The sequence below is a fragment of the Streptosporangium nondiastaticum genome (assembly GCF_003011965.1).
Taxonomy (GTDB): domain Bacteria; phylum Actinomycetota; class Actinomycetes; order Streptomycetales; family Streptomycetaceae; genus Streptomyces; species Streptomyces nondiastaticus.
The window spans coordinates 102,405-122,152 of the sequence record NZ_PXWG01000002.1; the positions used below are offsets into that span (position 1 = coordinate 102,405).

The following is a 19,748-nucleotide window of genomic DNA, read 5'->3' on the forward strand; positions in this document are numbered from 1 at the left end:
CGGCTCCGAGATCACGAGCGCACCTGCACCACAGCGTGAGTGCCGGACGTCCGCCAGTGCGGCACCGCGTTGAGCCCCGCGAGAGTACTCGTCTCGAGGCCGACGATGACGTCCGACTTCAGCGTGCGCAGCGCCGCGACCCGGCCCGGGAAGTAGTCCGTCACCTCAGCAAACGGGATCGTGGGTTCCCACCAGCGGTCGCCGGCCAATCGGCGGTAGTTCAGGTCGCCCTTCAAGATCGTCACTGTGGCCGGCGCGAACTCTCGCCGCAACCCTTCCGGCATGGCGGTGAAGTCGAACGGTGCGCAGAAGTACGCGTCCGCACGCATGCGCAACCGTCCGAGCGCGGCTGCCTCGCGCAGTCTCTCCCCCACGGCTCGGGCCTTGCCCTTGCTGTGCAGGAGCGCTCGCAGGCAGTCGGCGACGTCTCCCAAGGTGGCGTCAGAGACGTAGTAGGGCGACGGCTTCACGTGCAGCACGACCTGGTCGGCCAGGCCGTGCGCGAGGAGGTGGTCGATGAGGACCAGGTCTGCGACCATCTCGCTGCCCGCGTTGTCAGCGACCAGGGCGACTGTTCCGCCGGCCTCCGATCGGAGCAGCTCCCACAGACGTGCGCTGTCGTCGGCCACCAGGCCGGAGGCCTCGATTCCGCGGCCTGCAGTGATCTGGAAGCCCAGGTCCGCGCGATTGCCCCAGAGACTCGACAGCAGCAGCGCCTGCCCCCGTTCGTCGTCGGCCAGTGCGGCAACGTCGTCGAGGGCAGTGATCTCCGCCGACACCGCCTCACCCGCGAGCTCCGCCTGCTTGAAAGGCGCGAACGGGTCGACGCCCCGCCACGGCCCGGGCTCGAAGTAACCGGTGGCCTCCAGGAGACGCCGGTAGAAGAAGGATTCCGCCCACAGGAACGGCACCGACGTCCACGGTTGGCCGTACAAGCCACTCCCCCAGTCACGCCAGAGTCCGGCGTCAGCGGCGCTGTCCGGAAGCGGGCGGATCACGCCTTGGACGTTCTCCTCCACGAGCTCGGACAGCGCCCGGCGCTGCCCGGGGGCGAAGGGCCAGACGGCGACCAGCCGTTCGATCAGCGCCGGATGCCGCTTGACGAACACGTCGCCGGCGAAGGGCGACTCACTCGAAATGATCTGCGGGGGCTGCTGGGTCATGAGCGTCCATCCTTCTCGGGGCCATCCGCACCCCGCGTAGTTCCCACTCGGGCAGGGCGCTCCACTCCAGGGGGGAGGCCGCCCGGCCGGCCCGCGTTCGACGACGCCCGCGGACGGGCATCCTCAAGTGAGAGCCGCGGGAGGCGGTTCCGGCGCGCATTGTTCCAGGCATCGCCCACCTGGAGATGGATCAACTCCCGCACCAGTCGGCGGGAGTACGACTTTCGATACGGTACCCGCGGCCCCTACCATTCTCCTGCCCCGTGGAGCGGGAAGGCCCTCAGGGAGGAACACGCGCGCCAGGAGGGGGGAAGAAGAATGGCGATACGTAACCGCATGCTGCCCCGGTGGCTGCCGGAATCCGTCCCCGGCATCGTGGTCGGCGGAGCGGGCGCTCTGATCCTCGGTGCGGTCATCGGCCGCGCGGCCGATCTCTCGGCCCTGATCGGTACCGGCGGCTACGTCTTCGGCGCGGGCCTGCTGCTCGCGATCGGTCTGTTCGGAAGCACGTACGCGATCGACCTCAGGGCCCTGCGCGAGGACCTGCCCGGCGTGGTGGCGGCGGTGACGCTCGGCGTCGTCCTCAAGGCTTCCCTGATCGCCGGCGTGATGGTGCTGGCGTTCGGACGCTCCGAGTACGTGGTGCTCGGCATCGCGGTGGCCCAGATCGATCCCCTGTCCGTGGCCGCGCTCGGCAGGGACGGACGCATGTCCCCGCGTGCCAGGTCCCTGCTGTCCGCTTGGGCGTCGTTCGACGACCCGATGACGGTGCTTCTGACGCTGTACGTCGCCGGCTACGCCTACGCGGCAGCGGGGCACGAGGGCGCACCGGCGGCCGCGGGGGGCGGCGCGGGCGGCTACGCGTCCGGTCTCGCCCTGAACGCCGCTTTGCTGGCGGGCGTGCTGCTGCTGTGGTGGGCCGGCCGGAGGGCCGCGCCGCTGCTGCCGTCCTCTCCGCGGGCCCGGCGTACGGGGGTGACCCTGGCGGGTCTGCTGGTGGTGGCGATGCTGGTGATCGCCGCAGCGAACATGCTGATGCTCGCGGTCGGGGTCGCCGGCCTCTTCCTGCGCACGAAAGCGTTCGGCAAGGCTCTCGACCGCGCCGTCGGCGGCGCCTTCTTAGTCGCGTTCCTCGCGCTCGGGCTGTTCCTGGCGAGGGGCGTGGACGTGGTGCCGGGGTTCGTCCTGGGCCTGGCGGCGTTCGGCGCGCAGGCTGTGGTGGCGCTCGGGGTCATGCCGCTGTTCGTGCGCGGCCTGGACCGGCGGGACCGGATCGCCCTGGGGCTCGGCCAGCAGAACGGCATCACGGCCGTCCTTATCACTCTCACACTGGAACGCGACTTCCCCGGCACGGTCGCGATCGTCGGGCCCGCTGTGATCACCGTCAACCTCCTGCACGGGACCGCGCAGGTGCTGTCGGCGCATCCGCCGCGCTTCGGGCGGGGGCAGAGTGACAAGGAGGAACGCGACCCCGGTTCGGAGCGTCCTCTCCCTCAAGAAGAGCCGTCGGGGCAGGGGCCGTTGACCTTGGGGTCCTTGGCAAGGAGCAGGACCGCGCCGGGCCCGCTGCCGGACGGACGCTCCCCGGCGTGACAGCCGGTCCGGGTGTGCGCCCGAGCCCGGAACCGGCAAGCGGGCAGTCAGAGGAGCAACCGGCACAGGGCAGTGAGCCGGACGGGGGAATGCACATGAGGCAGGAACGGGAGCTCGGTCCATCGGCGTCGCCACGCGCCGGGCATCCGGGGCGCGGTGTGCGCGGCCGCCCGCCGGGCCGACGGGGCCGCACCGCCGGCCCGGAGCACCGGCTGCTCACGGCCGCCTCGGCGCTCTACCTGCTGACCACCATGGCCGCTGCCGCCCCCGCCTACGCCGCCGCACCCGCCCATGCCCTCGCTCCCGCGTACGTCCCCGCCCCGGCGCACGCCGTCGCCCCGGCGTACGTCCCGGCCGCGGCCGGCGGGTCGAAGGAGCGGGACGCCCAGCTCGTGTACTGCCTCGACGCCGAGCACCGCCGAGCCCTCGTCACGGCCGCGATACGCCTCGGCCTCCTCCAGCAGGACGCGACCCCCGACGGTGTCGTCCGGCCCTCCGCCGCCGGCGCCGGCAGCATGACGCTGGAGCAGTGGGCCGAGCGCCGCGAGGAGGACTTCGGGCGGTCCTGTTCCGCGCTCATGGCCGCTGCCTCCGACTCCCCGGGTACCGCTGCCGAGGAGAAGGAGGAGGAAGACTGGCTCACGGCGTTCGTGAAGTCCCTTCCTCTGCTGGCGGCCGGCGCACTGCTGACCCTCGGCGGCCAGTTCTCCGAACGCATATCGTCCGAACGACGGCAGCTCAGCCACCAGCTGGCGAGCCGCGAGGCGGCGTTCCGTGCGGCGGTGCACGAGTACCTCACGGCCTACGAGAACGACCCCCGGGCGGACCACGCGGAGGTGGCCACCTCGCGCGAGGCCCTGCGGGGCGTCCTCGCTCAGGTACCGGGGCCCGCCGCACGCCGCACGGCGGCCCAGCGGCTCGCCGAAGAGCTCCCTCTGGTCCGGCCGCTGCCGGCCGCCCAGGGCGGCGAGATCCTCGGCACGGAAGGACGCGCCCGGCTCGGCCGCGAAGTACGGGAGTCCGTGGAGACGCAACCGCGCGCCGTGATGGAGATCAACCGGCGTGGGCTGTACTGGAGATGGCGTGCGCTGCGCAGGCGCTCGACCCGCACCGCACCGCACCGGGGGTAGCCGCGTGACCCTGCCGACGCACTTCAACCCGTACGCCGTGCACGTGCCGGTCACCAGGGGAGGCATCCCGAAGTCCCCGCCGCGGGACGACCATCCCCTGATCGCATGGCAGGACGAGAGTCACGCCGGCCAGTGGGTCGACGTCGACCACGCGCAGGACCAGTTGCAGCGCTTCGACGAGGTGCTGGACAGGATCGCCGACCTCGTCAACCCCGGCGTGGACCAGGGCAGTCTGGTGGTCGTCACCGGCCCCCGGGGCATGGGAAAGACCACTCTCATACACCAGTGCATCTACCGGGCGATCCTGCACATCGAACAGATGGGTGATGATGCCGCCGCGGCCGGGTTCCCGCGTCCGATCACTCGGCACGTCGTGGCGATGACCGCCGGGTACGGCAACAACGGCCGCGCCATCAGCAGGGACGAGAACGGCGAGATCGCGTCCGCCGCAGTGATCAACGCCAATATCCGGGAGAAGGTCTTCGCCACGCTGCGCGCCCATTTCCCGAACGCGGGGCTCGACCCCTCCATGTCCGAGGAGAGACCGTTCAAGGCGTTCGGAAGGATCAGCTCCGTGTTGGCCGAGCAGCAGGCGCTGCTCTTCGTGGTCGTGCCGCACATCGACTGGACCGACCAGGGAAGCCTTCGGACCCAGTTCCTCGACACCTGTCTGAGCGCTGCCCAGAGCCGGATCGTCCTGTTCGTCGAGATCAGCCACGAGACGACGGAGACGGCAGGCGAGGCGGTCGAGGCGCTGATGCCCAACGACGCGGTCACCCACCTCATGCTCGGCGGGCTCCGGGAAGGAGACACCGTGAAGTTCAGCCAGGACACCGGCGCGGACCATTCCGACCCGGACGAAGCGCCCCTGCCCACGTGGCAGCCCGCCGACGTCAGGGAGCTGCGTCAGGCGTGCCACGCGGTGGCCGACGGCCAGATACGCGAAGGCAGAACCGTCCGGGTCACCGCCCGCGACCTGAACCTGCACGCGGCTGCGCGCGACCCGCTGCAACTCCAGTCGCTGCGCCGCCGGCCCGTCCGTCCGTACCCCCGGCCCGGTCCCGCCCCGGCGGATCCGGATCGTCAGCCTCACCGGCCCGGCCCCACGCCCGGCCCCACGCCCGACCCCTGATCCCGGCTCCTGCGCTCCGCCCGGTCCGCAGCCCGCCCCGTCCCCTACCCGTCCGCCGCTCAGCTCGACTCGCACATACAAGGAGTGCCGCTGTGAGCCCAGACAGTGGAGACATCTGGCACGACAATCCTTTCCCCCTGATCCCCGTCGCACGCCTGGGCCCCTCGGCCGACCTCGGGGACGCACCGGTCGAAGCGGCGGACTCGGGCAACGCGAGCATCAGGACTCCCGTCCTCGCGGAGCTGTCGGACCTGGTCGTCGACTATCTCGCCGACCGGCCGGCCGGTGGCCGCAGGGGACGGGCGATCGCCCTGGTGGGCCGGTTCGGGCTGGGGAAGAGCCATGCCCTGCGCGAGGTGTACGCCACGCTCGCCGGCCAGCCGGACAACGTGGCGGTGTGGATCGCCGACGAGCCGGTCCAGGACATGGGACGGATGTACCGGGACCGGTTACGCGGTCCCGGCGACACCCCCGAGGGGCGGCGCGGGTTCGAGGAACTGGTCCGGGACTACTACGCGTACGTGACGGCGAACCGCGTCGACGCGCAGGGAAGCGACCCCCGTCTCGGGGCCCTCGACGAGGTCGCGGCAGGGCTGCGGGACGGCAGTCTCGATCCGGGCAAGGTGGTCTCCGCGCTGCGCTACGACCCCGCCGTCATCCACACGCACCTGCTCGGCACGCTCGGCGAGGTCACCGAACACCGCCGGTTCGCGATCGCCCTCGCCCTCCTCCAGGAGCCGCCGTTCACCAGGATGGTCTGGGAATGGCTCACGGGCGGCGAACCGGCCGAGCCGCTGCGCGAGCGGGGCATCACCGAGGCCATCGGGCCGTCGGGAGGGGCCGGCGGGCCGGAGCGGTCGGCGGCCGGCATCCACCGGGTCTTCGACGCTCTGGCGGTGCAGGGTTTCCTTCACGGCCGGGTGGGCCGCCCGTACGCGCTCCTCATGGACTCCCTGGAGAAGGTGCTCGACTGGCCGGACGAGAGCCGGCGCGCCTTCGTGGACGCCTTCGAGCGGCTCATCGACATCTACACGAGCCGGGGTGGGGGTGGTCTGCTGGTGTTCTGCGTCTCGCCGGCGGGGTTGCGCAAGCTGCGGCCGAGCGTGCACGAGCGGGTGGTCCAGCTGTGGCCGTCCGGTCTCGACGAACAGGACACCGGCCGGCTGGTGGCCGCCTATGTCGCTGCGGGCGGCGACTCCCGCGCGGGGGCGCACCGGCCCGCGGGGCCGTTCGGCCCGGAGGCGCTGCGGCTGCTGTACGAGCTGACCGAGGGCGTGCCCCGCGAGGTCCTCAAGACGTGCCGCCAGGCATGGCAGCTCAGCGAGGAGGGCGAGGACCGGACGGTACGGGAGGTGACGGCCGCCAAGGTGCTGGCGGCGGTGCGCGAACTGCACGAGAGGGTGTCCCGCCACCAAGTGGCGCAGGAGGTGCACCGTGCCCTTGATCTGGGGCAGTGGCGCATCGCGACGCACGACCCGGTCCCCACGCGCCGGGCGTCCCCGCCGGGGACGCCCGAAGAGGTGCTGTACTGGCTCGCCCCCGCGCCGGACGCCTGTCTCGCGGTGGTCCTCACCGACTCCGTCCTCGTCGCCGACGACGCGGAACGGGTGGTCGCCCACGTGCACGGTCTGCGCAACGCGGTGCGTCCGCAGCGGTTCGAGGCCCTGCTCGTGGTCCGCGGTCATGTCTCCGGGCCCATGCAGGACCGGCTCGGGCGCATGATCGGCTCACGGCCGCTGGTCTACCGGCAGGGCGACTTCGCGCACAGCGTGGACGAGGCGCTGCGGCAGCTCGACAAGCGGCTGACGGACGGCCGTCAGGAACAGGGGCTCGTCCGGCTGGGCGAGCGCGTGAGGCGCGGCCTGGAGGAGCAGTCGGCCCAACTTGCGGAACTGCGCCGCGAGATGGCCGAGTGGGCCGCGGAGCGCCGCCCGGAGGAGGCGCGTCCGGCGGGCGCGCGGCTCCCGGACCGGCCCGGTCCGCAAGCGGCGGCCGCCGACCTGCCGGGGGCGGTGCGAAGCCGCTTCCAGGAGGCGCTCACCGTCCTGGACGTCATCACGCGGGACAGGGTCGATCGCGGCGCGGCCGAAGGGCCCGGGGGACGTGCGGGAGCCGGGTCGCCGGCGGAGCTCGGCACCGTCGGCTGTGCCACCGTGGTGCGGGCGCTGACGGAGAAGTTCCGGGGGGCCGTGTCGGCCTGGCACCGCACCGCGCCACCGGGGACACCGGCCGAGGACAGGCTGGGCGAACTGCGTCGGATCTGCCGGGAGTACGAGTACGCGGTCGAGGTCCTGCCCGTGCATCTGCTGGGCAGTGCGGGTCCCCCGCACCCCCGTACGGCGGCGCGGACGGTGGAGGCCCTCGCGGAGGAGGTGTGGGACGCGCTCAGTGAGGCGCGTTCGGCGCCGTGACCCCGGCCAGTGCGCGGGCCAGCCGGCCGAGCCTCGTTTCGGCGTTGCCGACCTGCGGCTGTTCGAGCGTGACGCCGACGACGAACTCGCTGGGCGAGATCCAGGCGACGTACACCGCCCCTTCCTGCACGTCCAGCACCAGGCGGTCCACCGGAGCCCCGCCGGGCGCCGGCGGGGCTCCCAGGTGCAGGGCGTCGGTGAGCCGGCTCAGGTGCCCGCTCAGGCGCTGGGAGAGGTCGCGGTAGGCGCTGCGCCGGCTGCGCACGCTGATGTTCAGGAAGCGCGGGCCGAGTTCGGGGGCGTCGAAGACGTCTCCGACGCAGACCAGCGTCCAGTCCCGGTAGTAGCCGGCGTACTGCAGGTCGGTCGTGTTCAGGTGGCCCTGCAGGAGGTGGCGCAGCCGCTCCTCGTCGACGGGTCTCTGCGGCGCGGCCGTCCCGAAGTCGATGCGCGGGCGGACCCGGCACGTGGCGCGTCCGGGTGCGGCCCCCGGGGCGCCTCCGGGCAGTTCGTCGGGCAGCCGGTGCACCTCGGTGCGGATCCGGGTGACGAGGATGTTCATCGCGGTGTCCATGGCTTCGACGCTCGCGGCTTCGTCGGTGAGCGCCGCGAGGAACTCGCCGGTCTTGACGCGCCCGCCCCACAGCCCGCCGCCCGCGTTGGCGACGACGGTGCGCATCAGGTCTCCGGTGCCGAGGGGGCGGAGGATGCCGCCCAGGTCCTGGGTGCACAGCAGCAGCCGGCTGCCGGGGAGCGACTCGTCCGGCGGCTCGCCGTCGGCGTCGGCGGCCGGGCTGCGGAGGGGGCCGCGGCCGGCCCGGCAGACCGCGAAGTCGAGGATGCCGTTGGTGTAGTGCGACAGGGAGCGGATCCCGGACTCCTTCGAGGAGACGGTCTCCTGGCACAACTGCGTTATCAGGCCGTGCCGTTCCTGGGTCCAGTGGGACTCTTTGAGGATCTCGGTGCACTGCTGTGCGGGAGCTGCCACGTGCGCTCGCCTTTCGCTGGACGGCTGCCTGAGGCTGACGGGAGACGCCGGTCTGAACGACGTTGTACCCCTTCCCGTGCGGCTTCCTACAGCCCGGGCAGCTCCAGGTCGATGTCGAAGCCCGAAGCCGGGACCGGGCGGGCGCGCTCGGTCCCGGTCAGCCACGCGTGGTGTGCCCTCACCCGCCGGCCGTCCGGCCGTCGCGCGGCGCCCAGGTCGCGCAGCCGGGCCAGGGCACCGCCGGCGACCGCGGCCGCCTCCTCGGTGCGGCCGGCCGCGGCGAGGGTGGCGGCGAGGGAGTTCTCCGCGGCGGCGATCCACGGGTGGGCCAGGCCGAGTGTGCGGGTGAGCCGGTCGAGAGCGGAGCGGCCCTTCGCCTCGGCTTGCTCCAAGTCGCCCGTCGCCCGCAGATAGACACCGTGCCGGACGTCGCTCAGCGCCGTGCAGGGGTGGGCCGTGCCGAACAGGGCCGCGAGCGCCTCTCCGATCGCACGTGCCTGCTGTTCGGCGTCCTCCGCTTTGCCGAGGGCATGCAGGTCGGCGGCGAGACTGAACCGGCAGCGCAGAGTGTCGTACCGGTCGGCCCCGAAGCGGCGGACGTACTTCTCCAGGGCTCGCTGGTCCCTCTCGTAGGCCATCTCGAAGCCGTAGCGGGGATCCTTGGCGGCCGGGAAGCCGTCGGCGAGGCGGCGTTCGCTGATGGCGAGCCCGACCTCTGTCCTCAGGCGTTCGCGGTCCCAGGTGTCGCCGTGCCGGCGCAGGCGCTGCCGCAGCAGGTCCTGGGACTCTCCGTCCTGGCCCGTCGCCCGGTACAGGTAGGCGAGCAGATCCGCCGAGAGCCAGGCGTCCGGGTCGTCCTGGCCGCCGACCGCCTGCCGGTAGCGGAAGTGCTCCAGCACCCGTCCGAGGGCCGCGACGATCCGGCCGGTGAGCGCCTCGGTGAGGGCGAGGTTGTGCTGGACCTGCACCGTGGCGGGGTGCTGCGGGCCGAGCAGCAGGGTGAGTCCCTCCAAGGTCGGCCTGGACTGCATCAGAGCGTCGTCGAACCGGCCGAGTCTGCGCAGGGTCGCGGCGTACGAGTCGGCAGAAAGGAGCGTGCGGGGGTGCATGAGCCCCAGGAGCCTGCGGTGTCCGCGCAGGGCTTCCTGTGCCAGTTCGCGGGACTTCCCGTACGCGCCGCTCAGCCGGTGGGCCTGGGCGGTGAGGTTGAGCAGGCGCAGGTACTCGGGGTTGTGCTCGTCGCCCTCGTGCCGCCAGCAGGCGCGGGCCCGGTCGGCGATGTCGAGGAGGCGGGCGAGGTCGGCGGCCTCGCCACGGGAGGCGAGCGCCTGGAGGTGGCGCAGCAGTGAGCGGCGCACCCGGGGCCGGGTGTCCTCCCAGAGGCGCAGCGAGTACACCTCGCGCGCCCAGCCGGGGGGCAGGTCCTCGTCCTGCCGCCGGTACTCGGCGAGGACGCCGCGCAGCACCGACTCGATGTGGGCGCGGTCGGTGGGGGACATGCCGTTCCGGATCACGTCGCGCAACGCGTGATGCTGCGCCAGGGGCTGATCCCGGTTGTCGAAGTCGACGTCGAGCAGGCCGACCTGGGCGAGAGACCACAGGGCGACGCTCACCATGTGCTCGTCGGGCAGCTGCACCTCGTCGGGGTGGCGAGGGCGGAGGGCACCCGCCGGGGGCTGCTCCGGTCCGGCCAGGTCGTCGCCCGCCAGCTCGGACAGGATGCGGCGGGAGCGGAGCAGGTCGAGTCCCATGCCACGGCCGGTGAGCAGGGAGGCGGCGTTCAGGAGCCAGCCCAGGGCGTCGCGCTCGGTGCTCTCGTTGCGCCATGCGGCAGCGCCCGGGGTGCCTGCCGCGATCTCACGGGCGACCCGCACCATGACGGCCACCGGCGACACGCCATCGGTCTCGGCGAGGAGTTCGGTCTTGGCGGTGCGGTAGGCGGCGCAGAGGTCCGCGACGGCCGCGCGGATCGACGTCTCCCGGCTCATGTGGTCGTCGCGGTGGTGAGCCGCGACTTTCTCGGCGAGGCAGCGGGCTGCCATCTGCAGGGCGAGGGGGACGAAGCCCACGACGCTGCCCACCTGCTGGGCCTGCTCGGCGGTGAGCTCCGCGACGCGCTCGCTGAGCAGGACGTGGGCCTCGGTGACCGTCAGGGGGCTCAAGGGGAAGGCCGCCAGGTACGGCGGGCGGCCGTCCTGCTGCCGCTCGGCCGGCCGGCTCCTGCTGGTGATCAGCACGTGCCCCCGTTCGTGCGGCACGGGCGTCAGGCCCTCCAGGTCGGCGGGGTCCTCCACGCCGTCGTAGACGATCAGCCAGCTGGGCGAGTCCGTTCCGGGGCGCGAGAGGCGGGTCAGGAGGCGGGCGACGCCGTCGTCCTCGGGCACCGCGCCGCGCCGCTCCTCCGGCGCGCGGAGGAGGGCGGACAGCGGCCTGAGGCCCCGGCGGATGCGCTCCCGCCCCCAGGCACGCACCCACCACACCACGTCGTACCCGGGTCCGTAGCGGTGACACAGCTCCCGGGCCGTCTCGCTCTTGCCCCAGCCGCCGGGCCCGTGCAGCACCAGGCCCGCGCCCTCGCGGCCGGCCGTGCGCAGCTGCTCCTCGAGCGCGGTGAGCAGGTCGTCGCGGTCGACGAATCCTCTGTTGCGCGGGGCGACGTTGGTGGCCGCGGGCAGGCGCGGGAAGCGTGCGGCCGCGGAGCCCTCGCCGGGGCGGGCCGGGCCGAGGCCGAGACCCGCGTACAGGGCCTGCAGCGCCTCGTCCTCGGAGGTCTCGCGCAAGTCGATCCGCTCGTGGTGCGCCGCCTCGGCCTCCGGGAACGGCTCGTCGACGAGCACGATCCGTACGTCGGTGTGGTTGAGCGCGCCGATCTGGGCCCGCAGGGTGTCGTCCGCGTCGCCCGGGGCGAGGAAGAGCAGGGCCCGGCCGGGCTCGGGACTCTCGCCCGTGTAGATGTCTCCCCTGCGCAGCTCGGTCCGGACGCCCTGCTCGGCGAGACGCTCCCTCAGCCAGGCGGCCCAGGGGGCGTGCCGCGGGAAGTGGACGATGGTGGCGGCGGTGGGCCGTGTCGTGCGGTGTGCCAGCAACCAGTCGGCGAGCCGCTCGTAGGCGGGGCGCAGCCCGGTCACGGTCCCGGCGCCCTCGGTCTCGACCGCGAGGCTGCGACTGTCCTGGTAGAGGGGGTTGTACGGGATCTCCAGGAAGGGGAACATGCTCTCGCCGCGGGCCCGGGCGAGGGGCGAGAACTTGCGGCGCACCCGTTCGCGTCCTTCGCGCAGCCGGTCCCGGACCGCCGGGTCGCTCTTGAGACCGAGGGCCAGCAGCCGTACGGGCAGGCCGGCGCGGCGGCGGCCGGAGAGGTCCTCGGCGAGTGCGGCGGCGCCGTCGATGGACCAGGCGGTGAGTGCGAAGCAGACCACGATCGCGTCGGCGAAGTCCACCAGCAGGCCCGGCTCCACCGCGTCGGGAGCGTCCGGGACGGGTGCCTCGATCAGGATGTGGTCATAGCGGGCCGCGACGGCGTCGTCGCCGAGGGCGGCGAACGCGTGCGGAGTGGTGCGAGCGACGGTGGCGACCCGGCCGGGCCCGGGCTCGGGCACGGTGGCGCCGCCCGTGGCGCCGGGGCGGCCGTCCACGAGCAGCACGCTGCGGTTGCCCTCGGCAAGGATGTCCGCCGTGTTGCGCAACGTCGTGCTCAGTCCCAGGTTCTCCGAGGTCGCGAGGAAGACGGCGCACGAACCCGGGCGGTCCTGAGGGCGGGTGTCTGGCATGACCTCTCCGCTCGGCGAGGCAACAGCGGCTAAATATAGACATAACGGATGTACGGCGGTGTCAGTATAGGGGCCGCTGCCCGGTCTCCCGGGCAGGCGGGCCCGGCGGCCGCCGTGTCCGGTGGGCACCGAGGGGCGGGCATGGCGAGCCCCCTCACTGGCTCTCGCGGTGACCCGTGACGAACGGGTCACCGGCCGCGCAGGTGTCGTGGATCCGGCGCAGCAGGGAACCGAGCACGGAGTCGGGAAGGGCGGCGATGTGCTCGAGGTCCAGCCCCACGAGGTCCACCACGACGGACTCGGCGTCGGCCGTGTCCCCCGGGGCGCTCAGGCCGGGTGCGCCGTCCTCGGCAACTGTCACGGGGTTCACCCTCCTGTGCGACCGGGAAAACCGGGTATCCGCTTAAGGGTAGCGGCGGAGCATGCCCCCGCGGCAGCCGGAGACGCCACCGGAATGCCCCAACTATGCGCCTCGCACGCCCTCTTGGCTTATTCGTGATGTTGACGGTCGGCGCGGGACGACCGAATACTTGCCGCACGGAGTGTGCCCCGGTCCCGAGGTGCGAGACGCGACGGGCCGACGGTGCACGTCTTCGGGGGGAGCGGATGAGCCGACCGCGACTGAGGCATGCCGGGCCGCCCTGGCCGAGGGCCACCGACGTGGTGGCGCGTCAGGCGGCGGGCTGGGAGCCGTATCCGCTCCATTCCTTCGTCCTCAAGGTGCACAGCCGCTGCGATCTCGCTTGTGACTACTGCTACATGTACCGCTCGCATGATCAGAGCTGGCGGACCCAGCCGCGCGCCATGCCCCCGGCCGTCGTCGACCGCACGGCCGAGCGCATCGCGGAGCACCTGTCCGCGCACGGCCTGCGCGAAGCGGGAGTCGTCCTCCACGGGGGCGAGCCACTGCTCATCGGTGACGCCGCGCTCGCCCGCACGGCGCGGGTGCTGCGTGCGGCCGCCGGCGACGGCGTACGGCTGCACCTGTCCCTGCAGACCAACGGCGTGCGGCTCACCAGAGAGCGGCTCGACCTGTGCGCCGAGTCGGGCATCAGGGTCGGGGTCAGCACCGACGGCGGGCGCGCCGCCCACGACCGGCACCGGCGCGGGGCCGACGGGCGCGGCAGCCACGCCCGGGTCGAGGCGGCCCTGGAGCTGTTCGCGAGCGCGCCCTACCGTCCGCTGTTCGCCGGACTGCTCTGCACGATCGACCTGCGCAACGACCCGGTGCACGCATACGAGGCACTCCTCAGCCATCGGCCCCCTGCCGTCGACTTCCTTCTGCCGCTGGGCAACTGGCACACCCCGCCACCGGGAATCGTCCCCGGAGGGCAGCGCACGCCGTACGCGGACTGGCTGTGGGCGGTCTTCAAACGCTGGTACGAAGCCCCGGTGCGGGAGACCGGAGTCCGTCTTCTCGACGACGTCATGACCCTTCTGCTCGGCGGCGACGCACACACGGAGTCGCTCGGCCTCGCCCCGGTGCGTTACGCCGTAGTGGAGAGCGACGGCTCCCTCGCCCAGGACGACGCCCTGCGCACCGCGTACGACGGGGCCGCGCGCACCGGCCTCGACGTGTGGCGGGACTCCTTCGACACGCTGTTGCGCCACCCGGGCATCGCGGCCCGCCAGTGGGGCGCCGACGGCCTGTGCGCGGCTTGCCGCGCCTGCCCGCTGCACCGGGTGTGCGGGGGCGGCCACTACGCCACCCGGTACCGCCGTGCCACCGGCTTCGCCAACCCGAGCGTGTACTGCGCGGACCTGGCATCACTGATCAGGCGCGTGCGGGGCCGGCTGGCGCAGGACGTCGCGGAGCTGACGACGGCAGCGGAAGGCGCGGCAGGCGGGACTGGCGGCACTGATTGTCCGGTGCCCTCTGACGTCGACGGGTCGGGGGCCGTTGACGGGCCGGGTGCCATGGGCGGGTCAGGTGTCACGGACGGGTCGAGTGCCACGGACGGGCCGAGTATCACTGACAGGCCGGGCGTACGACCGCCGGGCGCTCCCGCGGGTCCGTCCCCCGGCAGCATGCCTCGCATGCGGGCCGAGGGGCGGACGTACGGACGAACGCACGGCCGGACGGACGGCCCGATGGACGGCCGGACGGACGGCCAAGCCTTCGCGCAGACGCTCGCACCGGCTCCCCCAGCCGCGGATTCGTCCTCGTAGGAGGTGGCATGACGCCGCTGCCGCACCGCTTTCCGGGCGCGCTGTTCGACGCGGTGGCCTCAGGCGGCGGCGGGGCCGAGGCCCTGGGCCTGCTCGCCCGGGCCGAGCACACCAGACGCCTCGCCGCCGTGTACGCAGTGACCGACGCCGCGCGCGGGGCCGGAGGAGCCGTGGCGCGGGAGGCGGAGCGGGCCTGGGAACTGCTTGTCGAGGCCCGCCGCGCGGCACCCGGGGCCACGGACGCCGTTCTCACCCACCCGTCGGCGGGCCCGGCGCTCCTCGGCCTGCTCACCCGTCTGGCACGGCCGTCCGAGGACGCTCCGCCGGTGCACTGGTTCACCGCGCTCGCCGCCGCAGCCGCGGTCCGGGCCGCGCTGCCCGCTCGCGTGCGGTGGCCGGTGGCGGGCCCGCGGGTGGCGCTGCCGTCGCTCGGCCGGGCCCATTTCCCCGCTGTTCGCCCCGGCGACCACGCCGAACTGCGCGTGGACGCCGGTGGCCGGGCGACGATCAGCGTACGGGGAGCGCACGCCGCCGCCGACGCGGTGGCGGTGCCGCGCAGTCCGTACGCGACGGGCGACCGCTGGCAGGGCGCACACCTGCTGACCACGCTGGAGACGGGCGCCGCGCTGCTGCTCGACTTCCTGGACCCGCCGTCGTTCCCGCGGGCCGCGAGCCGCCCGGACGACCTGGGCCCCGGCGAGACGCGCCGCTGGGCGCTGGAAGCACGGCGTGCCTGCCGGATGCTGCGTACCGGCCATCCGGAGGTGTACGAGGAGCTGGCCGCCGGCCCTTGGCTGCTGGTTCCCCTGTCAGGCACGGGCCGGGGCGTCGTCAGCGGCAGCAGCGCGGAGACCTTCGGATGCATTGCGCTGTCACCGCCTCCGGCGACGGCCGTGTTCGCGGTGACGCTGGCGCACGAGATACAGCACAACAAGTTCGCTGCCATGCTGCATCTCTTCGACTTGTTCGAGGCGGGAGACGAAGCGCTGTACTACGCGCCCTGGCGCCCCGACCCGCGCCCTTTGCTCGGCCTCTTCCACGGGGCGTACGCACATCTGGGCGTCGCGCAATTCTGGGGCCGGCGCGCCGGAACGGAACCGGACCCCGCCCTGCGGGCCGCCGCACAGACCCACTTCGCCCGCTGGCGGTCGGCCGCCCGCGACGCGACCCTCGACGTCCTGGGCTCGGGCCGGCTCACCCCCCTCGGCGAACGCTTCGCCGGGCGCATGCTGGAGACGCTCGACGCACTGTGCCGCACACCCGTGCCGGCGTCAGCACTGCACCACGCCGAATCCGCGGCCCGGGCCCACCGGACTGCTTGGCGGAACGCCGCGGGCAAACCCCGGACACTCCCGGTGTAACCACGGCGTCCTACACACCTCCCCGGCCTTGCCCGGCCCGATGGCCGTCGCCACTCCTCCGGGACACCAGATGCGCAAAGCCGCCGGCACAGCCGGGCTGCCCGTGTGCATGCACCGCCGCCCGCTGCCTCGCCCGCGACAAGGGCACGGTCGCATTTCAGAAGACCGGAGCATGCACATGCGCCTCAGGAGATCAGCTCGATGTCGTGGAAGCGCATAACGCCGAACCAGGCGCTGGTCTCGTCCCGCATGACGCGCTCCGTCTCGATCGCAACCTCACGGATCTGCTCCAGCGTGCGGGCCCGCTGCAGCTTCCCTTCGAGGCCTTCCAGCAGCTGGGCCATGCGCAGGTAGCGCTGGCAGTGCTGCCGGAACTGAGCCTGCGTCCGGATGCCGTGCACGGCGGCGCCGAGGGTCGGCATGCCGATCGACAGCACGATGAGGAGCAGTCCCCACGAGGAGTCGTGGTCCACGTGCTGACCGGCGCCCAGCATGTGCAGGAAGGCGGCGATCAGGGTGACGCCGAAGATGGTGTTGGTCGCCAGGTACAGCCTGGTCTCCCAGGCACCGTGCCGCCGGGCCGCCTGCTGGTGGTAGCGGATCTGGGCACGGATCCAGTGCCGGCTGAGGTGCTCCCTGAGTGCCGGGACGTCCGCCGGCGTCAGATGAACGGGCGGGCGGCGCGCGATGATTTCCAACACGGCCCGTCTCACCCATGCTTCGGACGGATCGAAGAGCTGGCTTCCACCGCCGGTCCGCACCCGGCGGCTCCTCGTTCCGCACAGGGCGAAGAAGTACTCGGACCTCAGGCGTTCGGCCAGGAACCGGTAGGAGATCCAGCGATCGAGCACCCGACGCCGGTGGGTCACGATCGGAACCACCAGAAGCAGGGCGAGCAGCACGACCTCCACCATGGTGATCCAGTCGCGCCGGGGCAGGAAGGTGACCTGGGTGGCTACGACGACGGCGGCCGCCGCTGCCATGATGAAGATCGCCGCGCTCGCCGCGCGGAAACGACGGTGCATCCGCGATGCCAGAGCGTCCGCCCGGACGAAGTAGGGAACGATCCAGTCGGCGACGGCCTCGTGGGCCTGCTCGACGGCCGCCGATCCACCGGACCCGGGCTTCAGCCGGTCCCGCTCGACGCGTACCAGCAGGGGGAAATCGCGTACTCCGCCCGCGTTGTACTGGCGGAACTCGTATGCCGCTTCACGCGTTCCGCGGGCACGGGCCTCCTCCAGCCGGTACTCCACCCGTGGCTCCCCCGTCGTGCGGATCCACGCCAGGGGCACGCCACGCTCCTGTGCATAGCGCACGATGGCCGCGGTGCCGCCCCGCCCTTGGGCCGGCCGGCCGTCCCAGAGGGCAACCATCACGTCGGACCGGTCCACGATGTCGTGCCCGGCCCTCTCGTACGCTTCCTCTCGCGTCGCGACGGCAGGCACACGCCGGGTGACCGCGGATCGGGCGAGGAGCGCGTGGAATTCGGCCCGTGACTCCGCGCTGCCGAAGTCGCCGAGGTAGTCGTCGGGAGGTACGGGCAGCACCGCTTCCAGGGTGGCTCCGGGCCACTCCAGCAGCTTGGCGGCGACCAGACGGTCGGCGCCTTCCGCCAGCGCCGAGAGGACGCGCACCGTCGGCAGCGGTCCCGCCATGCCGGACAGCCGTGCGCTGAGCTCGCGGACCGCCTCCTGGACCGCGGACATGAGCTCGTCCGGCCGGTCCAGGGCGCGGTGCCCGGTCACACCGACCCGGAGCGTGAACGGCAGGCGGCCTTCGCCGTCCAGGGCCGAAGCGGCACCCGACGGCTCCCCGCTCATGGCGCGCCTTCCGAACCATCGTGCGGCGCGGGCCTTTTCTTCGGCTCCAGATCCTGTCGGTCCTTCAGTTCCTGGAGGACCTCGCTCATCTGGTGCACCCACCTGGCACGCTCGCGCCTCAGGACCGCCTCCGTCTTCATGACCAGGGCGACGACGGAGCTTGCCTCCTGCTCTTCGGCGGCACGCGCTTCCCAGCTCTGCCTCAGCACCTCCAGATCACCGGCGGTCCGGTTGTACGCCATGATGTTGGCGTCGGCCTGCACGTAGCCGAGGGCGGCCAGCGCAGCGGTCGACACACCCGTGGTCAACCCGATCCAGGGATCGACCTGGACGGCCGCCAGCAGCGTGCCCGCCGCACCTGCACAGATCGCCAGAGCTTCCAGTGCGGACCGCAGCCGGTGCAGGTGCCGGACGCGGGAGTGGTAGTAGGCGATCTGGTCTCCCAGCCGGATCCCGACGTACTGCGCTGCCGTCAGCGGGCTCAGCCCGTCATCGGCGCAACCGCTGCCGGCCATCGGAGGTGGCAGCGGCCCGTCGTACGGAGTGAGGGGAGCGGTTGCGGCGTTGGTCCTGACCAGCCGCCCCTCGATGTCACCGAGCCATTTGAGCATCCGCCGGCGGCGCTCTGCGGCCATCCGCCCGCTGCCCTCCGCGGGAGCGGCGGCGCCCTCAAGGGCCCGGTGCCGGTAGATCTCGGACTTGACGTCCTCCGCCGCGGCGCGCAGCGCGATCCACCGCGGACCGCGGGCGTGGCGGCTGGACCATGCGATGAGGACCGAGACGGCGACCGGTACCGCGACGACCACCCAGTGCAGCTTCCTCCCGCCGATCTCGGCGTCGATCAGCGCGAGAAGCGTGGCGAAGACCCCGAGCCCGAGGATCACCGCCTGCAAACGCTGGAAGGCCCGGCGCAGCCGAGTGGCGAGCCGGTCATAGGTGGCGAACGTCTGCCAGGCGGCCTTCAGTACCGGCTCGTCCTGCAACTCCCAGGTGAGGCGGCGCGAGAGTGCACCGGCGTCACGCTCCGAGAGCACCCGGAGGTCACCGTGGCGAACGATCTCGTGCACCTCCTCCGACTCCGACTGCGACTGCGCCGCTGCCTCTGGCCCGCCTCTCGTCCCTTCTTCCGCCTTCCGGTCCGCTGTCGGCAGCGAAGAGCCGCCGTCCCTGCGCGACCGGTGCGGCAGCCGGGCCCGGCCCGGCCGGTGCAACCGCTGCCGGCGCTCACCAAGTTGCCTGGCCAGTCCGCCGGACCAGGCCAGGACGAAGACCGGAATCCCGCAGCGCACCGCCGACAGCACCTCCGCCCTGGCGGCCGCGGCACCCCCCGCCAGCACCGTCACTACCGGCGCCCCCTCGGCCAGGGTGGCGGCCACGGCCGGCTTCCAGGCGGCAGCTGTGTCCCCCTCGGCCACGTCGACCTCGATGACCCGCGTGTGCTCCTGCTCCTCGTCGCCCGGCGTTCCCCGTCCGACCGCTCGGTGCCTTGAGACCACGCTGAGTACGGTCGGCGGACTGCCGGTGCCCCCGGCATCGTCGGCAGCCGACGCAGCAGCGGCCACCGACCCGCCCCCGTCGTCGATCAGGATCGCACCACTCAGCTCCCGCGCGGCCGCGACCGCCGCACCCAGCACCGTGGCGGCCTGCCGCGGCACCCTCTGACCTGCTGAACCTGCCGGACCTGCCCCGTCCCGCAACCCTGCTTGATCCCCCGGGCCCGGCCCTGGTTGATCCCCCGGCGGTTGATCCCCCGGACCCGGCCCGATTTCATCGGCTCCGCCGCTGACCACGAGCACCGGTCGCCGCTCGGCCGGCGGGCACAGTCCCAGGCGCGACAGCGCCGCGTCCAGGGCCCCCGCCCGGCCCGCTGCGCCGCGTCCTCCCCCGGCCCCCGGCCGGAATACCGTCCGCTCTGAAAAAGGCACGGTCCGTGTCCAGCCTTCGGCCGTTTCGGCCGGCTGTCCCCGAGCCCTCTCGTCACCGGAGCCGAAGGTCATTGGGCCACCTCGGAGAGCTCACCGATCCCGATGCGTACGCCCCTTCCCAGGATCTCCCGCCGCCCCGCCTCCCGCATCAGCAGCTTCCGCCGTACCCGCTGTCCCCAGGTAGCTCCCGGCGTGCTGCTCGGTCTCGCCCGTGCCTGTCCGTTGGGGTGGCGCTAACCTGAAATCAGCAGCGTGGGCCGCGAACGACAGGAGCGTGGGCGCACAC

12 protein-coding genes are annotated in these 19,748 nt (G+C 72.9%); 6 read left to right on the top strand and 6 right to left on the bottom strand.

Annotated elements, in window-relative coordinates; genetic code table 11:
- Nucleotides 1-11: 11 nt before the first annotated feature.
- Complete coding sequence (locus B7P34_RS02025; RefSeq protein ID WP_106674012.1) at nucleotides 12-1,163, bottom strand: damage-control phosphatase ARMT1 family protein; 1,152 nt, start codon at nucleotides 1,161-1,163, stop codon at nucleotides 12-14.
- Between the two features lie 318 nt (nucleotides 1,164-1,481).
- On the opposite strand from B7P34_RS02025, the gene B7P34_RS02030 reads away from it, so the two are divergent.
- From B7P34_RS02030 to B7P34_RS02045, 4 genes are all read left to right on the top strand, one after another.
- Entirely contained in the window at nucleotides 1,482-2,756 is a 1,275-nt protein-coding gene (locus B7P34_RS02030; RefSeq protein WP_146166701.1) for a hypothetical protein, read from the top strand.
- 95 nt (nucleotides 2,757-2,851) lie between these two features.
- Nucleotides 2,852-3,886, top strand: coding sequence for a hypothetical protein (locus B7P34_RS02035; RefSeq protein WP_146166702.1), 1,035 nt, complete (start codon nucleotides 2,852-2,854; stop codon nucleotides 3,884-3,886).
- 4 nt (nucleotides 3,887-3,890) lie between these two features.
- Nucleotides 3,891-5,018 carry an ATP-binding protein gene (locus B7P34_RS02040; RefSeq protein WP_189382359.1) on the top strand — a complete coding sequence of 376 codons (1,128 nt, stop codon included), beginning with the start codon at nucleotides 3,891-3,893 and terminating at the stop codon, nucleotides 5,016-5,018.
- Between the two features lie 92 nt (nucleotides 5,019-5,110).
- On the top strand, nucleotides 5,111-7,429 hold the full coding sequence (locus tag B7P34_RS02045; protein WP_106674016.1) for a hypothetical protein: 2,319 nt from the start codon (nucleotides 5,111-5,113) through the stop codon (nucleotides 7,427-7,429).
- Here B7P34_RS02045 and B7P34_RS02050 read toward each other — a convergent pair.
- The 3 genes from B7P34_RS02050 to fxsA all read right to left on the bottom strand — a co-directional run bounded on the left by B7P34_RS02050 (nucleotide 7,404) and on the right by fxsA (nucleotide 12,548).
- Nucleotides 7,404-8,417: a hypothetical protein gene (locus B7P34_RS02050; protein ID WP_106674017.1), complete on the bottom strand. Its 1,014-nt coding sequence runs from the start codon at nucleotides 8,415-8,417 to the stop codon at nucleotides 7,404-7,406. The two genes, B7P34_RS02045 and B7P34_RS02050, sit on opposite strands and share 26 nt — an antisense overlap.
- Before the next feature lie 86 nt (nucleotides 8,418-8,503).
- Nucleotides 8,504-12,187 carry an FxSxx-COOH system tetratricopeptide repeat protein gene (gene fxsT, locus B7P34_RS02055; RefSeq protein WP_106674018.1) on the bottom strand — a complete coding sequence of 1,228 codons (3,684 nt, stop codon included), beginning with the start codon at nucleotides 12,185-12,187 and terminating at the stop codon, nucleotides 8,504-8,506.
- A gap of 154 nt (nucleotides 12,188-12,341) precedes the next feature.
- Nucleotides 12,342-12,548, bottom strand: a complete 207-nt coding sequence (gene fxsA, locus B7P34_RS02060) for an FxSxx-COOH cyclophane-containing RiPP peptide (protein ID WP_189382361.1) — start codon at nucleotides 12,546-12,548, stop codon at nucleotides 12,342-12,344.
- A 299-nt stretch (nucleotides 12,549-12,847) separates the two neighbouring features.
- Between fxsA and B7P34_RS02065 the strand changes: the two genes are divergently transcribed.
- Complete coding sequence (locus B7P34_RS02065; protein ID WP_223267401.1) at nucleotides 12,848-14,356, top strand: FxsB family cyclophane-forming radical SAM/SPASM peptide maturase; 1,509 nt, start codon at nucleotides 12,848-12,850, stop codon at nucleotides 14,354-14,356.
- An 8-nt stretch (nucleotides 14,357-14,364) separates the two neighbouring features.
- Nucleotides 14,365-15,717 carry an aKG-HExxH-type peptide beta-hydroxylase gene (locus B7P34_RS02070; RefSeq protein ID WP_106674021.1) on the top strand — a complete coding sequence of 451 codons (1,353 nt, stop codon included), beginning with the start codon at nucleotides 14,365-14,367 and terminating at the stop codon, nucleotides 15,715-15,717.
- A gap of 185 nt (nucleotides 15,718-15,902) precedes the next feature.
- On the opposite strand, the gene B7P34_RS02075 is transcribed toward B7P34_RS02070, so the two are convergent.
- A complete protein-coding gene (locus B7P34_RS02075) occupies nucleotides 15,903-17,537 on the bottom strand; it encodes a DUF4231 domain-containing protein (RefSeq protein WP_106674022.1) in 1,635 nt (544 codons plus the stop codon).
- Nucleotides 17,534-19,534, bottom strand: coding sequence for a DUF4231 domain-containing protein (locus B7P34_RS02080; RefSeq protein WP_106674023.1), 2,001 nt, complete (start codon nucleotides 19,532-19,534; stop codon nucleotides 17,534-17,536). Before B7P34_RS02080 ends, B7P34_RS02075 begins: the two co-directional genes overlap by 4 nt.
- Between the last annotated feature and the right edge of the window lie 214 nt (nucleotides 19,535-19,748).